Below are 16,555 nucleotides of genomic sequence, written 5' to 3' on the forward strand. Positions count from 1 at the left end.
TTCATGCAAGAGCGGCCGAGAAGCCCGCGCTTGTCTCGCGGCGTTCCTACGCCTGCGTCCTTTGACGCGCAACAGGCCTCACCGGCCGATAAAGCGCCAGCGCTATAACCACGAATTTGGTCATCAGCGTCGTCTTGGAGGCGATGCTTTCGGAGGTGTTGAGCAGGATGAGCCAACCCAGCATCGGCAGCCAGATGCCCGAATGGCAGCGGCGCGCGACCTCGTGCATGAACAGCGCGAAGCCGAAGAAGATCAAAAGCGTGAAGAACGCCCCTTGGTAGAGCGTCAGGCGCAGCACCGGGTTCTCGATGCCCTGCTCCAGGCCGGTGATGCGGCGCATGCTGTCGAGCAGGTCGACATCGGGCCCGACGATCAGGTCGCGCAATTCCAGATGCCTGAAGAGATCGAACATCTCGACGCGGGCGTTGGCGCTGCCGCTGTCGGAGACGAAACGTTCGAGCAGCGCGTCGAAGAAGCCATAATAGCCGGCAAGCGCGATGGCCAGCGGCAGCAGCGCGGCGAGCATGATCGCCAGCGCGGCGCCCAAGAGGTTGACACGTCCGGTGCTGAGCTGCGCCACTCCGCGGATGAGCACATAGACGCCTCCGAGCAGGATTGTCAGCACCATGCCCGAGCGGCCGCCGAAGGCGACCAGCGCGCAGAACTGCAGGCCGACAAGCGCCAGCCTGAGCGGCGTCGACAGGGAACGCGAGCCGGACAGCAGCGACAGCACATAGATCGAGGTGACCGTGGCATTGGAGAGCGGGTGCCCCTGCAGCGCCGTCGAGCGCAGATCGTTGACGAACACCGCGCCGTCGAACCTGTAGGGAAACACCAGATGCTTAGTGCCGAACTCGAACAGCGCCAGCAGTGCGTTCGCGGTCATGACGACATGGATGACCGCCTGCAGCCAGGCAAACGTCTTCTCGTCGTCTTCGCTGAGCAGCAGCACGATCAGCGCCGGGGCGACGAAAGTGTCGATCATGCCTGCCATGCCGGGGCGCTGCCTGAGGATGACGACGAAGAGCAGAACCGTCGAGATTACCGCCATCAGCATCGTGGCCGGCCGCCTGTTCGTGACATGGACCACATAGCCGACCGGATTGCCGAAGATGCAGGAACGCCAGACGAAGACGAGCACGAAGAGATAGGTGGACGGGTGGATCTTGCTCAGCGGGCTGCCTTGCAGGCCGTCGTAATTATAGCCGGCGAGCCACAGCATGCCGCCAGAGACGGAAAACAGAAGCAGCACCGCTACAGTCAGGCCAAGACGGGTCAGCGTGTCGACTGGGACAGTGCGCGGGCCCGCCATGCCATAGCCCGAAGCCGGAACAGGCCGGGCGGGACCAGCCAGGATCGAGGCCATGTCAGGCCGCCTCGTCGACCAGCATGGCGCCGGTCGGCAGCCGCCCCATGACGGAGACCGCTTCCGAGGTCGCGGCGACGTCGCGCATCGGCGTCGCGTTCAGCCTGGCGACGAGCAGGATCTCGTCGGCCATGGCGACCAGCGGCAGGACGTTGAGGTCGTCGGCAAGCGCGCCGCCGTCGACGACGACGAGCTCGAAGCTGTGATTGGCCTTGGCCAACATGCGATGGGCGAAATAGAGCGCCTGCGCTTCCTGGAACACCGCGGTCGGCCGCCCCCGGCTGACCAGCGCCACGGAACTGCCCGTTGCATAGCGGCTGACCGCGTCAAGCGGATATTCGCCGCGCAGCACGTCGAGCACGCCGGGCTGCGGGTCCTTCTGGCCCTTGCCGGCATTGATGTCGATGAACAGCACGCGGCGCCCCCTGGCCGCCGCCGCGTTGGCGAGCTGCCATGCCACCCTCGACCGCTCAGCCTTATCCTCGGGCGGCGACGCCACCAGGATGGAGGGTACCAGCGGCCAGTCCGGCGGGCGCCTGGTAGCGGCGGCGATGCGCTGCAGCGCGAGCCCGGCCACGGCGTCGGTCTTCTGGGCGGCAGCGCCGGAGCGGCGGCGCCCCCTGCCCGGCAGAACGCCCAGCACCGGCGCCTCGATGGCCGACTGCATCTGGTTGGCGGACAGCACGGTCGGCGAGAGATATTCGGCGATCAGCGCCATGCCGACGCCCAGCGCCAGCCCGCCGAAGATGGCGCCAAACACAAGCAACCCCTTCGGCGGCCAGCTCTTCTTCAGCGCCGGCATGGCCTGCGAGATGATGCGGGCATTGGTGCTGTTGACGTTGGTCTGCTCGCGCGTTTCCTGGGCCCGCTGCAGGTAATTGGCATAGACGGTGCGTACGGCGTCGAGATCGCGCTGCAGCTCGCGCAGCCTGACCGAGGCCTGGTCGGTGTCGAGCGACTTGCCTTTCAGGGACGCCACCTTGGCCTCCAGCGCCTTCTGGTTGGCCGAAGCGCGCTCGTAGTCGGTCTCGGCGGCGGTAACGAGGCGGCCGAGCTCACGCGAAATCAGCTTGCGCAGATCGCTGAGCTGCTGCTGCGCGGAGATCATCGAGGGGTGGCGTGGCCCGAGCTCGGTGCCGAATTGCGATATCTGGTCGACCAGCGTCGCCTCCTGCGCCCTGAGGCTCGCAATCACCGGCGAGCGCATCGCTTCCGATGTCGCGTCAGGCGCGCCGCCCTGCCGGCGCAGCTGGTCGACCTGCGCCTTGAGCTGCGCGGTACGGGTCTGGGCGGCTGTCAATTGCGTGTTGAGGTCGGTCAGTTCCTGATCGCTGACCAAATTGCCGGCCGCCATCACCATGTTGTGCTCGGCCTTGTAGGTCTCGACCGCGTTGGCAGCCTGCTCGACGCGCTTGCGCTGGTCTTCCAGCCGGGCGCTGATCGCGTCGGAGGCGTCGGCCGCGGCCTTCGAGCGCGCTTCGGCCTGGTCATCGAGATAGGCCTGCGCGATGGCGTTGGCGAGTTCGGCCGCCAGGTCGGCGCTCTTGGCCGTGATGATGATGTTGAGCACCAGCACCTTGTCGTCGCGCTTCACCGCCAGGCGGCGGCGCAGCGCGTCGAGCGTTTCGGCTGTCCTGTCGCCGTCGCCCGAGCCGAAGAACATGCCCAGCCAGCCGCCGAGCCCGCCCTGCCCGTTGAAGTCTGGGTTCTCGGTCAGGTTGGTCGCCTTGATGGCGCGCAGCAGGACGCCGTTCGATTGCGCCACGCTCACCTGGCTTTCGACCTGGGTGATGCCGCCATCGGGCGAGATGCGGCTCGGATTGACGTCGTTGGTGACGACCTGGAGGTCTTGCGGATCGATGATGATCTGCGCCGTCGAGGAATAGAGCGCCGGCGTCAGGAAGGCGTAGATCAGCGTTGCGATGGTGAGCAGCGCGACGGTGGCGAAGATCAGCTTGCGGCGGCGCAGCAGGATGCGGCCGAGATCGCCAAGCTCGACCGTAGCGGGCGCGGGCGCAGGCGCGTAATAGGCCGGCGCCGGCGCGATCGCCTCCGGAGCGTTTTGCTGAGGCACCATGAGCAGGGGTGATTGCAAAGGTCGCTCCGAGAACGCTCCATCGGCCGGCAACGAGAAATGCGGCGTTGGTCTAGCTATTCCCGGCAACGATTAAAACACTGTTAATTATGTTCATAAATTGAGGCCGCTCTGGCACGAAGTTTGCACCAACGCAGTAGAATCTAAGTGCAGCCTAAATTGGAGACATCGTGCGCATGCGGCGGGAATTTGATCTGGCCAGCCGGGTCGGCGGCACCGGATGTGGCCGGGGCTGGCGATGCGCCTGACCCTGCGCCTCGACGGCGATTGCGTGCGCGCTTTTCATGTAGCGCTGGCCGAGCGGTTGTCGCTGCTGCCTGGCGTGGAGCTTGCGGTCGACGGCCGTCCGGCGGCGGGCGGCGTGCCGCGCGCAGCCGAAGCGCTGTTCCAGCTTGAGACGCTGATCCATCGCCTGCCCGCCAATGGGACGGCCAGGCGTGTGCCGCTTTCGGCACTGGCCGGCCATGCGAGAGCGTCCGCGCCGGCCGACCTCACTATCGATCTCATCGGCGACGTCGAGCCGCAGGGCAGACGGGTCTGGCGGCTCGCCTATGACAGCGTCTGCGGCGAGCAGGCCCTCCTGGCGCTGATCCTTGCCGGCCGCACGCCGCTGGCCCGCCTGGAACAGAACGGCGCGACAGTCGCCGAGGGACGGCTCGGCACCGAATATCACGGCATCGCGCTGGCTTCCTTCCAGGACATGCTGGCGCGCAGCGCCAGCCTGATCGTCGCGGCGGTCAACGGCGCCGCCCGCTCATCGCTTCCGGTGCTGCCCGAACCGCCATCTGAGACGGCGCCGCCAGCCATGCCGCCAGCCACGAAGCTCGGTGTGCGTGCGGCCAAGGCGACGGCACGCCGCATCATCCAGCAGATCTATCACCTGTGCTACAACGCCCCGCATTGGCGGGTCGGCTGGCGCGAGACCGGCGGCAAGGATCTCTACGAGCTGCGCGCCCATCCGCAATCCGGCTGGCGCGATTTGCCGGACGACGGCAGCCGCTTCTACGCCGACCCGTTCCCCGTGCTTTACCGCGGCCAGGTGACGCTGTTCGTCGAGGACTACATCCATCGCACCGGCAAGGCGATCCTGTCGGCAGTGGCGTTTGGCGCATCTGGACCAGTCGGCACTCCGAAGCCGGTTCTGGAGCTGCCCTACCACCTCTCCTACCCCTTCGTGTTCGAGCGCGACGGCGAGATGTGGATGGTGCCGGAAAGCTCCGCCAACCGGACCGTCGACCTCTACCGCGCCACCGCTTTCCCGGGCGGCTGGGTCAAGGAAGCGACGCTCCTGTCGGATATCGTCGCCAGCGACGCCACGCTTGTCGAGCATGGCGGGCGCTGGTGGATGTTCGCCACCGTACGCGACGGCGGCGGCGCCTTCTCGGACCAACTGCATCTGTGGTCGGCGCCGGATTTCCGCGGGCCGTGGACGCCGCACCCGAAGAACCCGATTATGATCGACATCGCCTCGGCGCGGCCGGCGGGCCGTATGGTCAGCCGCGGCGGCCAACTCCTTCGCCCGGTGCAGGACTGCCGCAGGAGCTATGGCGCCGCGCTCGGCATCGCGCGTGTCACGCAGCTCGACGATGGCGGCATGGAACAGGTCATCGAAACGATCGTCAATCCTGGCGCTGGCTGGGCCGGACGCAAGCTGCATACACTGAACGAAGCGGGCGGGATGGAATTCATAGATGGTTCGGCAATGGCGCCGCGCTGGAAACGCATGCAGAGGCAGGATTCCATGCCTAAGGGCGGTGGAGAAAAGACATGAGCATCGCAGAGGACCGCGAAGCAACCGCCGTGCCGGCCAGCCAGGCCGAGGTCGAAGTGGCGATCGTCGGCGCGGGGCTCGCCGGAACCGTGCTGGCGCTGTCGCTCGCCAAGGCGGGCTGCAAGATCGCGCTGGTCGATCCGCATCGTGTCCATCATGACGAATTCCGGGCCGAGAAAACTCGCGCGGAGCAGATGGGACTGTTCGAGAAACTCGGCCTCGGCCCGGTTTTCAGGTCTCTCGTCACCCCGATGACAGACGTCCATGTCTTCCGCTTCGGCCAGCTGTTCGAGCGCAAGCGAGGCTGGGAGTACGCCTTTTCCTACACGCCGCTGGTCAACGGCCTGCGCGCGGCGCTGCCTCCGCAAGTGCCGCTGACGATCGGCAAGGTCGCGGAGGTCTCGACGGGACCGGACCGGCAGCGGCTGGTGCTCACCGACGGCTCCGTGATCGATGCCCGGCTGCTGGTGGTGGCCACCGGCTATAGCGAGGCGGTGCGGCGCGCGATCGGCGTCGAGCGCGTCGAGGAATCGAAGGCGCATTCGCTGACGTTGGGGTTCGATCTCGCGGTCACGCCGCAGGAATTCGGCCTGCCGTCCCTCACCTTCTACGGAAGGCGGATCGCCGATCGCATTGCCTTTCTTACCATCTTCCGGATCGGCGAGCGGATGCGCGCGAACATGTTCGTCTACCGGACCGTCGCCGATCCGTGGGTGCGGTCGTTCCGCGAGGACCCGCAAAAGATGCTCCTGGAGTTGATGCCGGAGATCGCGGCTCGATGCTGCAACTTCGCCGTCGCCAGCGAGGTCGAGGTGAGGCAGGTCGGCCTGACAACGACGCAGGGCCATCGGCGCGACGGTGTCGTCTTCATCGGCGATGCGTTCGCCACGACCTGCCCGGCGCAAGGCGACGGCATCCACCGGGTGCTGACCGATGTCGATTGCCTCAGCTCGACGCATATCCCCGCCTGGCTCGAGACGCCCGGCATGGCGGCCGACAAGATCTGCGCCTTCTACGACGATCCGACCAAGATCGCCGCCGACGCCAGGGCCATGCGCGCCAGCATTTACGCAAAGCGGATAACCACCGAGACGGGGCTTGAATGGCGGCTGCGCCGCCTGCGCAACAACACCGCGCGGCGCTTGATGATCTTTGCCCGTCGATTCCGCGAGGCGGGAAAATCGGGTGACGCCGGACCTGGCCCAGAGGGAACTGCTTTCGACCAAACCGGCAAGGCACCGGCCAGCCTGGGAACATGATCGTGAGCGATCTTACCAATCCGTAAGTCGCGATCCCTGGCAAAGCTGGTTTAGATCGTGGCGAGCAGTGTCTCCTGCTCGGCGGGACAGCACGCCCGTCGCTCCAATGGCCCGCTGCCGGCTCGGCGGCGGGCTAACGAGCGGCGGCAAGTAAGGGCGGTGTCACCGGATTAACCTAATTTTTCATTGCTACCCTGCTCGCGTCCGGGTTGCTTGAGAGTGTTTCGGCTACTCGCGATATTCCGCCGAAGGCTGTGGAGCAGAAGAATGAGCACCGCACAAGGGCGCGAAACGGCCGGCCAGGCTGGCGCGGCCGAAGTCGAAGTGGCGATCGTTGGCGCCGGGCTGGCGGGCACGAGCCTGGCCGCGGTGCTGGGCAAAGCCGGCCGCAAGGTGGCGCTGATCGACCCGCATCTGGTGCATCACGACGAGTTCCGGGCTGAGAAGATCGGCATGAAGCAGATGCAGGTGTTCGAGAAGCTCGGCCTCGGCCCTGCCATCAGGCCTCTGGTCACACCGATGACCGACATTCACGTCTTCCGCCTCGGCCAGTTCTTCCGGCGCGAACGGAAATGGGAATTTGCCTTCTCCTACGGCGCGCTGGTCAACGGCATGCGGCAGGCCCTGCCTCGGCAAGTACCGCTGACGGTGGGCAAGGTCGCCGAGGTTTCGACCGGGCCGGACCGGCAGCGCCTGGCGCTGACCGACGGTTCCGTCATCGATGCCCGCCTGCTGGTGGTGGCCACCGGCTACGGCGAGGCGGTGCGGCGCGCCATCGGCATCGAGCGCGTCGAGGAATCGAAGGCACATTCGCTATCGATCGGATTCGACCTCGCGATCGCGCCGCGGCAATGCGCCTACCCCGCCGTCGCCTGCTATGCCAGGAACCCGGCGGATCGTGTCGCCTATCTCAGCGTCTTCCCGATCGGCGACCGCATGCGGGGCAACATGTTCGTCTATCGCACCGTGGCCGAGGAATGGACGCGGGCGTTCCGCGAAAATCCGCAGAAAATGCTTTGCCAGCTGATGCCGGAGATCGCCAGGCAGTGCGGCAACTTCGCCGTCGCCGGCCCCGTCGAAGTGAGGCAGGTCAGCCTGACGACGACAAGGCAGCACCGCCGCGCCGGCGTCGTCACCATCGGCGACGCGTTCTGGACGACATGCCCGACGCCCGGCATCGGCATCAACCGGGTGGTGACCGACGTCGACCGGCTGGCTTCGACCTACATCCCGCAATGGCTCTCGACGCCCGGCATGGACGCCAACAAGATCTGCGCCTTCTACGACGATCCGGTGAAGGTCGCGACCGACAAAGCCAGCATGCGCTCCAGCATCTACGCCAAGCGCATCACCATCGAGACGGGGCTCGAATGGCGGCTGCGCCGCCTGCGCAACAACACCGCGCGCCAATTGATGATCATTGGGCGCAGGTTCCGCCGTCGCGAAGAATTGCCGGCACAGAGCGCGGCGTAAAGCGGAGATCCCAAGCGCGGACGGGCCGGCGCGACAGCACCCCCCTCTGCCCTGCCGGGCATCTCCCCACAAGGGGGAGATTGGCTGTACCCATCGCTTCGCCCTATCTTCAGACTCCAACAAGGATGGCGACCATGACCCGCATCCGGGCGATGACGAGGAATGACCTTGCCGATGTGTCGCGGCTGCTCGGGCAATCGTGGCGGCGGACCTATGCGCCGATCATGGGCGACGAGGCCGTGGCCAGGCTCTCCGATGAAAGGCACGCGCCGGAAAGGCTCGCGGCGGAGCTCGACGACGAGGACAAGATGTCCTTCGTCGCCGAGCGCGCCGACGGCTCGATTGCCGGCTACGCCATGGCGGCGATGGACGGGAAAGGCGATGTGATGCTGCAGCGGCTCCACATCGAGCCGCAGGCGTTCGGCAGCGGCCTCGCGGTCGACCTGCTGCATGCCGTGCTTGCCGCGCATGCCGGCATCCCCAGCATCGCGCTGGAGGTGATAGAAGGCAACGACCGCGCGATCGCCTTCTACCGCAAGCACGGCTTCGAAGTGGTCGAACGCCGGGAAGCGGCCCACGGCGTCGGCGGCCATGCTTCGCTGATCATGCGCCGCATGTTGCCGATGGCTTAGAGCTTTGTTTTTGCCGCAATTCCAGGCGGAAAACCGCTCACACTTTTCCTGGAATTGCTCTAGATCAGGCAGCGGCCCGCACGCGCAGCGCCTGCATGACGCTTTCCTCGAAAGCGCCGGGCGCCCCGCCCGCTTCGGCCAGCTGGGCCGCATCCCAGCTCCGGTCCAGGCTTCCGTCAGCCATCAGCACCGCGCGATTGCAGAGCGTCGGCACCGCCTCCACCACATGGGTCGAGACGATGACGGAGTGACGGCCGCTCGCGCAGAGCGCGGCGATGATGCGCTTCACCTCCCAGGCCGCGACCGGGTCGAGGCCGTTCAGCGTCTCGTCGAATATCAGAAGCGGCGGCCGGCCGAGGAGTGCGGCGACGATCGCGGCCTTGGCTCGCGTGCCAAGCGAATATTCAGCGATCGGACGCTCGATCCAGCGCCCGAGGTCCAGCCGCTCCAGCAGATCGCCGCTTGGCAGGTCGTTTGGCGCGCAGCCGCGGATCGACGCGACGAGCTCGATATACTGTCGTCCCGAGAGCGGGGTCGGCAATTCATGCGGCTCGATGGCAAGGCCGAAGCCGGCCTTGGCGCGTTCCGGTGCGGCGGCGAGGTCGATGCCGTCGATCGCCACGCTGCCGCCGATCAACGGGATCTGGCCGGTGATCGCCCTGATGAGCGTCGACTTGCCTGAGCCATTGGCGCCGAGCAGGCCGAGAATATCGCCCCGGCGGAGCGAAAGATCGATGCCTTGAACCACGGCCCGCCCGCGATAGCCGGCGCTGAGTTCGCTGACGGCGAGAACTTCATCCATTGCGATACCTCTGTCGGGTTCGGTGCCACAGGAAGAACACCAGCGCGGCCAGGCCGATCAGCACGGTCCGGCCATATTCGAACGTCTCGTAGCCGGCATAGGCGAGCGCGCCGGCGAAACTCAGCATGGCGACGAAGGGCGCATTCAGGAAATAGGCGCCGAACACCGCATAGATGCCGTTCAGCACCAGCAGCCAGAACCCGCCCGCCACCGGCACGGCCCATGCCGACGGCTCGGCCGCAAGTGCTGCGCCCGCCGGCAGCAGGAAGAAGGCGAGCGACAATTGCAGCGGCAGCCGCACCAGGCGCAGCCACACGCGGGTAAAGCCGATGGGCGCCGTGCGCAGCACCGGCGAGCCGAGCGGCTGGCAGCGCAGGCTGAGCATGAAGACGAGAATGCCGCCGGCCAGACCCGCCATCGCCGCCGGCCCCGCCGTGCGGCCGGCCAGGCTGGCCCATGCGCCAAGGATGGCGGCGACTGCCGGCAGCAGGCAGGCAGCCGCCAACTTCCATGACGGCCGCATATGGCCGCCCGGCAGCTTCCAGGCCCAACTGGAAAGCCAGCTCGGACGCGCCTGGTCGAGGCGGCGAATCCAGGGCCTTCCAATCGGCGCCCTCTCGCTTCCCGCCCCTTCGAGAAGAAGACGTGGCCGTCGCAGACGCCACCGGGCCGCCGTGCCGAAGCCCAAGGCAAACAGGATCGCCGCACTCAGGCCCCAGACCGGCGCCCACGGCTTTCCGATGACGGCGCAGGCGAAGCCGACCGAAATCGCAATCAGAGCGCCAAGCGGCACCGCAAGCGCGAATGTTGCCTCGCCCGCCATGCGACGGCGCCGCCGGGGCGCAAGCGGCAGCGCTTTGAGGAAGGGCGCGAAGGCGCGTTGAAGGCAGAGCCCGGCCACCGCATTGCCGGCGGCCGTTCCGAGAACGGCCAAGGCGAGCGGCAGCCCGAGAGTCCACAGAAGCTGGTCGTGGCGCAGTCTCGCCGCGCCGGCATGCAGGGCAACCACGACATCGGCGACCGCATAGGCCGCCAGTCCGCCGCCGCCGAACGCAATCCAGGCAAGATCGCGGCGTCGCATCGCGCGCAAGCCGGCGACGAGCTCGCGCCAGAGCAATATCAGGACAAGCCTGTCGTGCCGCATTGGCCGTCACCACAGTGGAATCGCCACCGGCAAGGATGGCGACGATTACGCCGTCAATAGGGCCAGCGCTGGACGCATTGACGTCCGGCCCTATAATTTAGCCGGATCGAAAATTCGGCGGAGCAAGACGCATGAGCCTCGGCAAACGGAAACTCGGCAGCCAAGGGCTCGAAGTCTCTGCCATCGGCCTCGGCTGCATGGGGATGAGCCAGGCCTACGGCCCGGCCGACGAGGCGGAGTCTATCGCCACGCTACACCGGGCGATCGAGCTCGGCTGCACCTTTCTCGACACGGCCGAAGTCTATGGGCCCTTCGTCAATGAGGAGTTGCTTGGACGCGCGCTGAAAGGGCGGCGCGATCAGGTGACGATCGCGACGAAGTTCGGCTTCCGCATCGCCGGCGGCAAGCAGGCCGGGCTCGACAGCCGGCCCGAGCATATACGCGAGGTGGTCGACGCTTCGCTCTCGCGACTCGCCACCGACCGCATCGACCTCCTCTATCAGCACCGCGTCGACCCCGCCGTGCCGATGGAGGATGTCGCGGGCGCGGTCGGCGAACTGGTGGCGCAGGGCAAGGTGCGCTTCTTCGGCCTGTCGGAGGCGGGCATTGGCAACATCCGCCGCGCGCATGCCGTGCATCCCGTTTCGGCGCTGCAGAGCGAGTATTCGCTGTGGGAACGCAACCTCGAGCCCGAGATCATCCCGGCGCTGAAGGAGCTCGGCATCGGCCTGGTGCCGTTCGCGCCGCTCGGCCGCGGCTTCCTGGCCGGCGACGTCAGGCGCGCGGAAAACTACCCCGAAGGCGATTTCCGCCGCGGCGATCCACGCTACCAAGGCGAGAATTTCGACCTGAATGTCGCGGCGGCCGCCACGGTGCGCGACATCGCCGCGGCAAAGGGCGTCAAGCCCGGCCAGATCGCGATCGCCTGGCTGCTCGCCAAAGGCCCGGATTTCGGCATCGACATCGTGCCGATCCCCGGCACCAAGCGCCGGACCTATCTGGAGGAGAACGTCGCGGCGGCCGACATCGCGCTCGACGCCACCGAGATGCTGGGGCTCGACATGGCGCTGACGCCCGACAAGGTGTCAGGGCCGCGCTACAACGAGCGGACGATGTCTCTGGTGGACCGGTAGAAGCTGGCTAATCTCCCTCGGGAGGATTGGGCAACGGCCTTACTTTTTCTTGCAGTCCGACATCGCCTCCATCGCCTTCCTCGCCTCACCCTCGCTGGCGTATTTCTTCTTGCCGAGATCGACGACAAGCGTGCCGTCGGGCTTCTTCGGCACGATCTCGCATTGCTTCGACACGGCGTCCCTGGCGACCCAGTATTGCTCGGCTGCCATGACAGGCAGGCTCATGATGCCGGTGGCGAGGATTGCGGCGAGGATGGTGCGAACCATTGCGGACCTCCATGGCTCTGGTTGGAACGCAACGCGAAACAGGCGGGCGCCGATTGGGCGACGCACGACACGCTGCCTTTGGAAAACGCCCCGTCCGCCGCTGTGTTCCGGCGGCTCAGGCGTGCGAATGCGGATCGATGCTGTAAGGATACACTGGATAGTCCGGACCGATCGCCTCGCTGACGCGTCCCATCCAAGCATCGACCGCGGGATAGTCGGCGAGCGAGAAACCGCAGTCCTCGGCGCGGTGGCTGTAGGCGTAGACGGCGATGTCGGCGATGGTGAGCGCATTGCCGACCAGGAATTGCGTGCCGGCCAGGCTGCGCTCCAGCGCGCCGAGCGCGCGCACGCCCGCCTCGCGCTTGCCGGCAACCATCGCCTGGTTACGCTCCAGCCGGCCGGTCAGCGTCCAGTAGCGCAGCGAGCCGATGACCGGCTCGATATGGTACTGCTCGAAGAACAGCCATTGCATCACCTTGGCGCGGGCAAAGCGGTCCGACGGAAGGTAAGGTGTGCCCTCGGCGAGATAGGCAAGGATCGCGTTCGACTCGGCGATCGCCTCGCCATTGTCCAGCCCGAGCACCGGAACTGCGCCTGCCGGGTTGAGCGTCAGGAACGTCTCGGTGTGGCTCTCGCCCTCGAAGATCGAGATGATGCAGGTTTCGTAGGCGATGCCGATCAGGCCGAGCAGGACGCGAACCTTCCAGGCATTTTGCGACGGCAGGTAGTCGTAGAGCGTGAGCATGGCGGTCCTCCGTTGGTGGGACTGGCTTGGCATGCCGCGGTGAAAGGTGCCACCCGATTCAGGCGGGCGCAGATCAGCACAGAAAGGTCTGAGCGAGGCCCCCCTCTCTGCCCTGCCGGGCATCTCCCCCTCAAGGGGGGAGATTAGATGTCACGCCGGCTTTCGCCAATCGTCAACGTTGCAGGAAGGTGGCCGTCGCCTCTCACCGCCTCGCAATATCCTTCGCCACCGCCTGCGCCTCGATGCCGATCTCGCGCAGCAGGCCGGTGACCGGGTTGTAGAAGCCGACGAGATAGACGCCGAGCTCGGTCGCGCGGGCGTTTACGCCACTCTTGTCCGGCCTGAGCTCCGCCGGCAGGAAGCCATCATAGGCCCGGCGGTAGCCGGTGGCGAAAATAGCCGCGTCGAATTTCTTCTCCACCCCGTCGGCGAATTTCACACCGTCCCGGGTGAAGCTTGCGATATCCGGTGCGATGCCGATCCGGCCGGCCTTGATCGCCGCCACCGTGCCGACGTCGATCACCGGAATGCGGCCGGCTTCGATCCCCTGCATGATGCCCTGCCGCGGCCGCACGATGCCGTATCTCTCCAGCCTACCCAGCGCCAGATCGAGGATCTTTGGGAATATCCAGTCGTTCAGCGCCTGCGGCATCGGCCGGCTGGCGATGCCCACCATCTGGATCGGCACGCCGAACAGCTGGCGCGGCACGATGTGGACGCCCTTGCGCACCGAGATTGTGGGCCTGGCGCCGCTTTCAGCCAGGTCGAGCGCGATCTCCGCGCCCGTATTGCCCATGCCGACGACCAGCACGTCCTTGCCGACGTAAGGCGCGGCCTCGGTATAGGCGGCGCTATGCAGCACCTTGCCAGTGAAGGCTTCGATGCCCGGGAAGCTTGGTGTGATCGGCTCGGCATTGTTGCCGGTGGCCACCACAACTTTGCGCGCGTTGAACAGCCCGGCATCGGTCTGGACCAGCAGACGCTCGCCTTCGCGGCGGACCGATTTGACGGTGACGCCGAAGCGCGGCTTGAGCCCGAAACGCCCGGCATAGGCATCGAGATAAGCGACCACCTTCTCGCGCGGCACGTAGCGCGGGTGGCTTTTCGGGAACGGCACGAAGGGCAGCGACGAGAAGGATTTCACCGTGTGCAGATGCAGCCGCCGGTAATGTCGCCGCCAGGCTGGCGCCACCTCATGGGCCTTTTCAAGGATGATGAAATCCTGCCCCGCCTGTTTGAGGCAGGCAGCAACGGCGAGCCCGGCAGGACCGGCGCCGACGATGACGACATTGGTGTCCAAATTGCTTTCCTCCCGCCAAAGCAGCAAAAACTATGACAGGAGAGGTTCGAGGGGCAAGTAGGGAGAAGCACCTATGGGCAGCCGCCCTACTCCATCGCGCCCGGCGCCTCGGGCTCATCCTCGGGTGGTTCGAGGATCTCGATCAGTTTCGCCACACGGACGCCGGGCATGGCGCGGCCTTCATTGACCAGCGCCTCGTCGGCGCCGATCCAGGCGAAGGCCTCGCGCAGTTCCTCAAGACTGGCGCCGGTGAGCGCGATGTCGGCGATGACGGCCTCGTCGACCGGTCCAAGCACGGAAATGATGTCGTTGCGGGTCATCTTGTCCTCCCCCATGGGTCGGGATGATTGCCCAGGGGAACGGCTGACGAGCGGAGCGGGTTCCAAAAATCCGTGGGCCGGCTTCTTCGGAACGAGGCCCGGTGCTATGGCTCGCCCCATGAAGCCCGCCCTCCTCCTCGCCGCCCTGCTTTCGTCCACGCCGGCGCTCGCCGACTGGAAGCCCGTCGAGAAAATCGAGACTTATGCCGTCTCAGGCGAAAGCGCGGAACAGCTCTACCTCTCGATCGGGGAGAAGGGACCGGTGATCGGCAAGGATTCGGCCGGCAACGAACGGCGCGTCATCGCGCATACTTTCTTCAAGCTGACCTGGCAGCGCGACTACCAGCCGCAAGGCGGCGCCTGCGTGCTGAGGACGGCGCGGCCGAAGCTGATCATCACCTATACGCTGCCCAAGCCGGCGGGGAAACTTGGCTCAGCCTTGCAAACGCGCTGGGACGCCTTCGCCGCCGGGCTGATCGCGCATGAGAAGGTGCATGGCGCCGGCATCGTCGACATGGTGGACAAGATCGTCGCCTTCAGCACTGGCCTCACCGCTCAGAACGATCCCAGCTGCAAGAAGGTCCGGGCGGAGCTGACGGCCTATCTCGACCAGCTCTCGAAGGCGCAGCGCCAGGGCAGCCGCGATTTCGACAAGATCGAGTTCGGGCAGGATGGCAACATGCTGAAGCTGATCGCGGCGTTTCTGGGCGGAGGCTGAGAACGAAGGCAAGAGCGGCAGCGACAGCCCGCTCCCTGCGCTATGGCGGAAGTAATGCGCGCGTCCTGGATGGATAACGACCAATCCCGTTGGCGATGTAAATCGGCATGATTCGGCTTTTCTCGGACACGCTGAAATCTATTACATTAACGATGCCTAATATCCATCGGCGGCGTTTGAAGATCAATCGGCCGCCCTCCGGCGACTGGCTGGATCCACTTCGCTTCAGCGCAGCCTTCGCTCAACTGTCTTCAAAGACAAAAGTAAGCAAGGCGCGCCGCCGCTTTACAGGCGGATGTGGTAGCGCTACCGTTTCACAGTCGCGTGACCCGGGGGGAGCTGGGGCAAACGTCGCCGACGCCAGTGGTGGGTGCTTGCCGGCATCCGTTTCAGCCACACCTTGATTGGAACGGCTCCCCGCGGGACTTCGCAGGGACCATCGGGAGGAGTTCGATGGCGTCTGTCGCGATTGGCGATGTCTACAAATCGTTCGGGACCACCCAGATCCTGCATGGCGTCAGCGTCGATATAGACGACGGCGAGTTCGTCACGCTGGTCGGGCCCTCAGGCTGCGGGAAATCGACGCTTCTCAGGATGATTGCAGGCCTGGAAAAAATCTCGCGCGGCCATATCTCGATCGGCAGCCGTATCGTGAACGACGTTGCGCCGAAGGAGCGCGACGTGGCCATGGTCTTCCAGAACTACGCGCTCTACCCGCATATGACGGTTGCCGAGAACATGGCGTTCTCGCTCATGCTCAAGGGTGTCCCGAAGGCTGACAGCGATTCGGGCGTGAAGCGGGCGGCCGAAATCCTCGGGCTGGTGCCGCTTTTGTCGCGCTATCCGCGCCAGCTTTCGGGCGGCCAGCGCCAGCGGGTCGCGATGGGCCGGGCAATCGTGCGCAATCCGCAGGTGTTCCTGTTCGACGAGCCGCTCTCGAACCTCGACGCAAAGCTGAGGGTGCAGATGCGCGCCGAAATCAAGGAGCTGCACCAGCGGCTGAAGACCACGACGGTCTATGTCACCCACGACCAGATCGAGGCCATGACCATGGCGGACAAGATCGTGGTCATGCATGACGGCCTCGTCGAGCAGATCGGACCGCCGCTCGAGCTCTACGACCGGCCGAACAACCTGTTCGTGGCAAGCTTTATCGGCTCGCCCGCCATGAACCTGCTCAAGGGCGCATTCGCCAATGATGGCCCACCGTCGTTCAGGGGCGCGGGCGGCATTTCCGTGCCTCTGCGGAAGCCTCTCTCGATCGGCAGCGGCGAAGCCATGGTGCTCGGAGTACGACCCGAGCATCTGCGGCTGGCCGACGACGGCATTCCAGTCAAGGTGGCGGTGATCGAGCCGACCGGATCGGAAGTGCAGATCATCGGCCGCACGGTCGGCGGGGAGGACATCGTCGCCAATTTCCGCGAGCGCCATTCCTTCGCGCCGGGAGAAACCATTCGGCTGTCGGTCGACCCCGGTCCGATCCACCTGTTCGACGGCGAGACCGGCAAGCGAATCGAGACGGCGCGATAA

General features: G+C 66.0%; 15 protein-coding genes. 7 read left to right on the top strand and 8 right to left on the bottom strand.

The features are described 5' to 3' along the window. Positions 1–46: 46 nt before the first annotated feature. Positions 47–1,312 carry a VpsF family polysaccharide biosynthesis protein gene (locus tag FJ425_RS22105; RefSeq protein ID WP_246677980.1) on the bottom strand — a complete coding sequence of 422 codons (1,266 nt, stop codon included), beginning with the start codon at positions 1,310–1,312 and terminating at the stop codon, positions 47–49. A 55-nt stretch (positions 1,313–1,367) separates the two neighbouring features. Next, entirely contained in the window at positions 1,368–3,461 is a 2,094-nt protein-coding gene (locus FJ425_RS22110) for a Wzz/FepE/Etk N-terminal domain-containing protein (RefSeq protein ID WP_140726042.1), read from the bottom strand. A 238-nt stretch (positions 3,462–3,699) separates the two neighbouring features. On the opposite strand from FJ425_RS22110, the gene FJ425_RS22115 reads away from it, so the two are divergent. From FJ425_RS22115 to FJ425_RS22130, 4 genes are all read left to right on the top strand, one after another. Next, positions 3,700–5,232, top strand: a complete 1,533-nt coding sequence (locus tag FJ425_RS22115) for a formyl transferase (protein WP_140726045.1) — start codon at positions 3,700–3,702, stop codon at positions 5,230–5,232. Continuing rightward, positions 5,229–6,491 carry an NAD(P)/FAD-dependent oxidoreductase gene (locus FJ425_RS22120; protein ID WP_140631512.1) on the top strand — a complete coding sequence of 421 codons (1,263 nt, stop codon included), beginning with the start codon at positions 5,229–5,231 and terminating at the stop codon, positions 6,489–6,491. Before FJ425_RS22115 ends, FJ425_RS22120 begins: the two co-directional genes overlap by 4 nt. Positions 6,492–6,758: 267 nt before the next feature. Then, on the top strand, positions 6,759–7,964 hold the full coding sequence (locus FJ425_RS22125; protein ID WP_140726048.1) for an NAD(P)/FAD-dependent oxidoreductase: 1,206 nt from the start codon (positions 6,759–6,761) through the stop codon (positions 7,962–7,964). Between the two features lie 134 nt (positions 7,965–8,098). Beyond that, the gene (locus FJ425_RS22130) at positions 8,099–8,596 is read left to right on the top strand and encodes an N-acetyltransferase (protein WP_140631517.1); all 498 of its coding nucleotides are present in this window, start codon (positions 8,099–8,101) and stop codon (positions 8,594–8,596) included. Between the two features lie 64 nt (positions 8,597–8,660). Here the strand turns inward: FJ425_RS22130 and FJ425_RS22135 are convergent, their stop codons facing one another. Both FJ425_RS22135 and FJ425_RS22140 read right to left on the bottom strand, forming a co-directional pair. Beyond that, a complete protein-coding gene (locus FJ425_RS22135; protein ID WP_140726051.1) occupies positions 8,661–9,398 on the bottom strand; it encodes an ABC transporter ATP-binding protein in 738 nt (245 codons plus the stop codon). Then, positions 9,391–10,542, bottom strand: a complete 1,152-nt coding sequence (locus tag FJ425_RS22140; protein WP_140726054.1) for a hypothetical protein — start codon at positions 10,540–10,542, stop codon at positions 9,391–9,393. The genes FJ425_RS22135 and FJ425_RS22140 overlap by 8 nt, the downstream gene beginning before the upstream one ends. 131 nt (positions 10,543–10,673) lie before the next feature. Here FJ425_RS22140 and FJ425_RS22145 point away from each other — a divergent pair, with 131 nt between their 5' ends. Beyond that, entirely contained in the window at positions 10,674–11,675 is a 1,002-nt protein-coding gene (locus FJ425_RS22145; RefSeq protein WP_140726056.1) for an aldo/keto reductase, read from the top strand. Between the two features lie 39 nt (positions 11,676–11,714). Here the strand turns inward: FJ425_RS22145 and FJ425_RS22150 are convergent, their stop codons facing one another. The 4 genes from FJ425_RS22150 to FJ425_RS22165 all read right to left on the bottom strand — a co-directional run bounded on the left by FJ425_RS22150 (position 11,715) and on the right by FJ425_RS22165 (position 14,307). Next, entirely contained in the window at positions 11,715–11,942 is a 228-nt protein-coding gene (locus tag FJ425_RS22150; protein ID WP_140631530.1) for a hypothetical protein, read from the bottom strand. A 115-nt stretch (positions 11,943–12,057) separates the two neighbouring features. Next, the gene (locus FJ425_RS22155; protein WP_140726059.1) at positions 12,058–12,687 is read right to left on the bottom strand and encodes a glutathione S-transferase family protein; all 630 of its coding nucleotides are present in this window, start codon (positions 12,685–12,687) and stop codon (positions 12,058–12,060) included. A 202-nt stretch (positions 12,688–12,889) separates the two neighbouring features. Then, on the bottom strand, positions 12,890–13,987 hold the full coding sequence (locus FJ425_RS22160; protein WP_140726062.1) for an NAD(P)/FAD-dependent oxidoreductase: 1,098 nt from the start codon (positions 13,985–13,987) through the stop codon (positions 12,890–12,892). 86 nt (positions 13,988–14,073) lie between these two features. After that, a complete protein-coding gene (locus tag FJ425_RS22165) occupies positions 14,074–14,307 on the bottom strand; it encodes a hypothetical protein (RefSeq protein WP_140726065.1) in 234 nt (77 codons plus the stop codon). A gap of 118 nt (positions 14,308–14,425) precedes the next feature. Between FJ425_RS22165 and FJ425_RS22170 the strand changes: the two genes are divergently transcribed. Both FJ425_RS22170 and ugpC read left to right on the top strand, forming a co-directional pair. Then, positions 14,426–15,025 carry a DUF922 domain-containing protein gene (locus FJ425_RS22170; RefSeq protein WP_140726068.1) on the top strand — a complete coding sequence of 200 codons (600 nt, stop codon included), beginning with the start codon at positions 14,426–14,428 and terminating at the stop codon, positions 15,023–15,025. 453 nt (positions 15,026–15,478) lie between these two features. After that, positions 15,479–16,555, top strand: a complete 1,077-nt coding sequence (gene ugpC / locus FJ425_RS22175) for a sn-glycerol-3-phosphate ABC transporter ATP-binding protein UgpC (RefSeq protein WP_140726071.1) — start codon at positions 15,479–15,481, stop codon at positions 16,553–16,555.

Source organism: Mesorhizobium sp. B2-7-2 (assembly GCF_006440775.1).
In the GTDB taxonomy this organism is placed as follows: Bacteria; Pseudomonadota; Alphaproteobacteria; order Rhizobiales; family Rhizobiaceae; genus Mesorhizobium.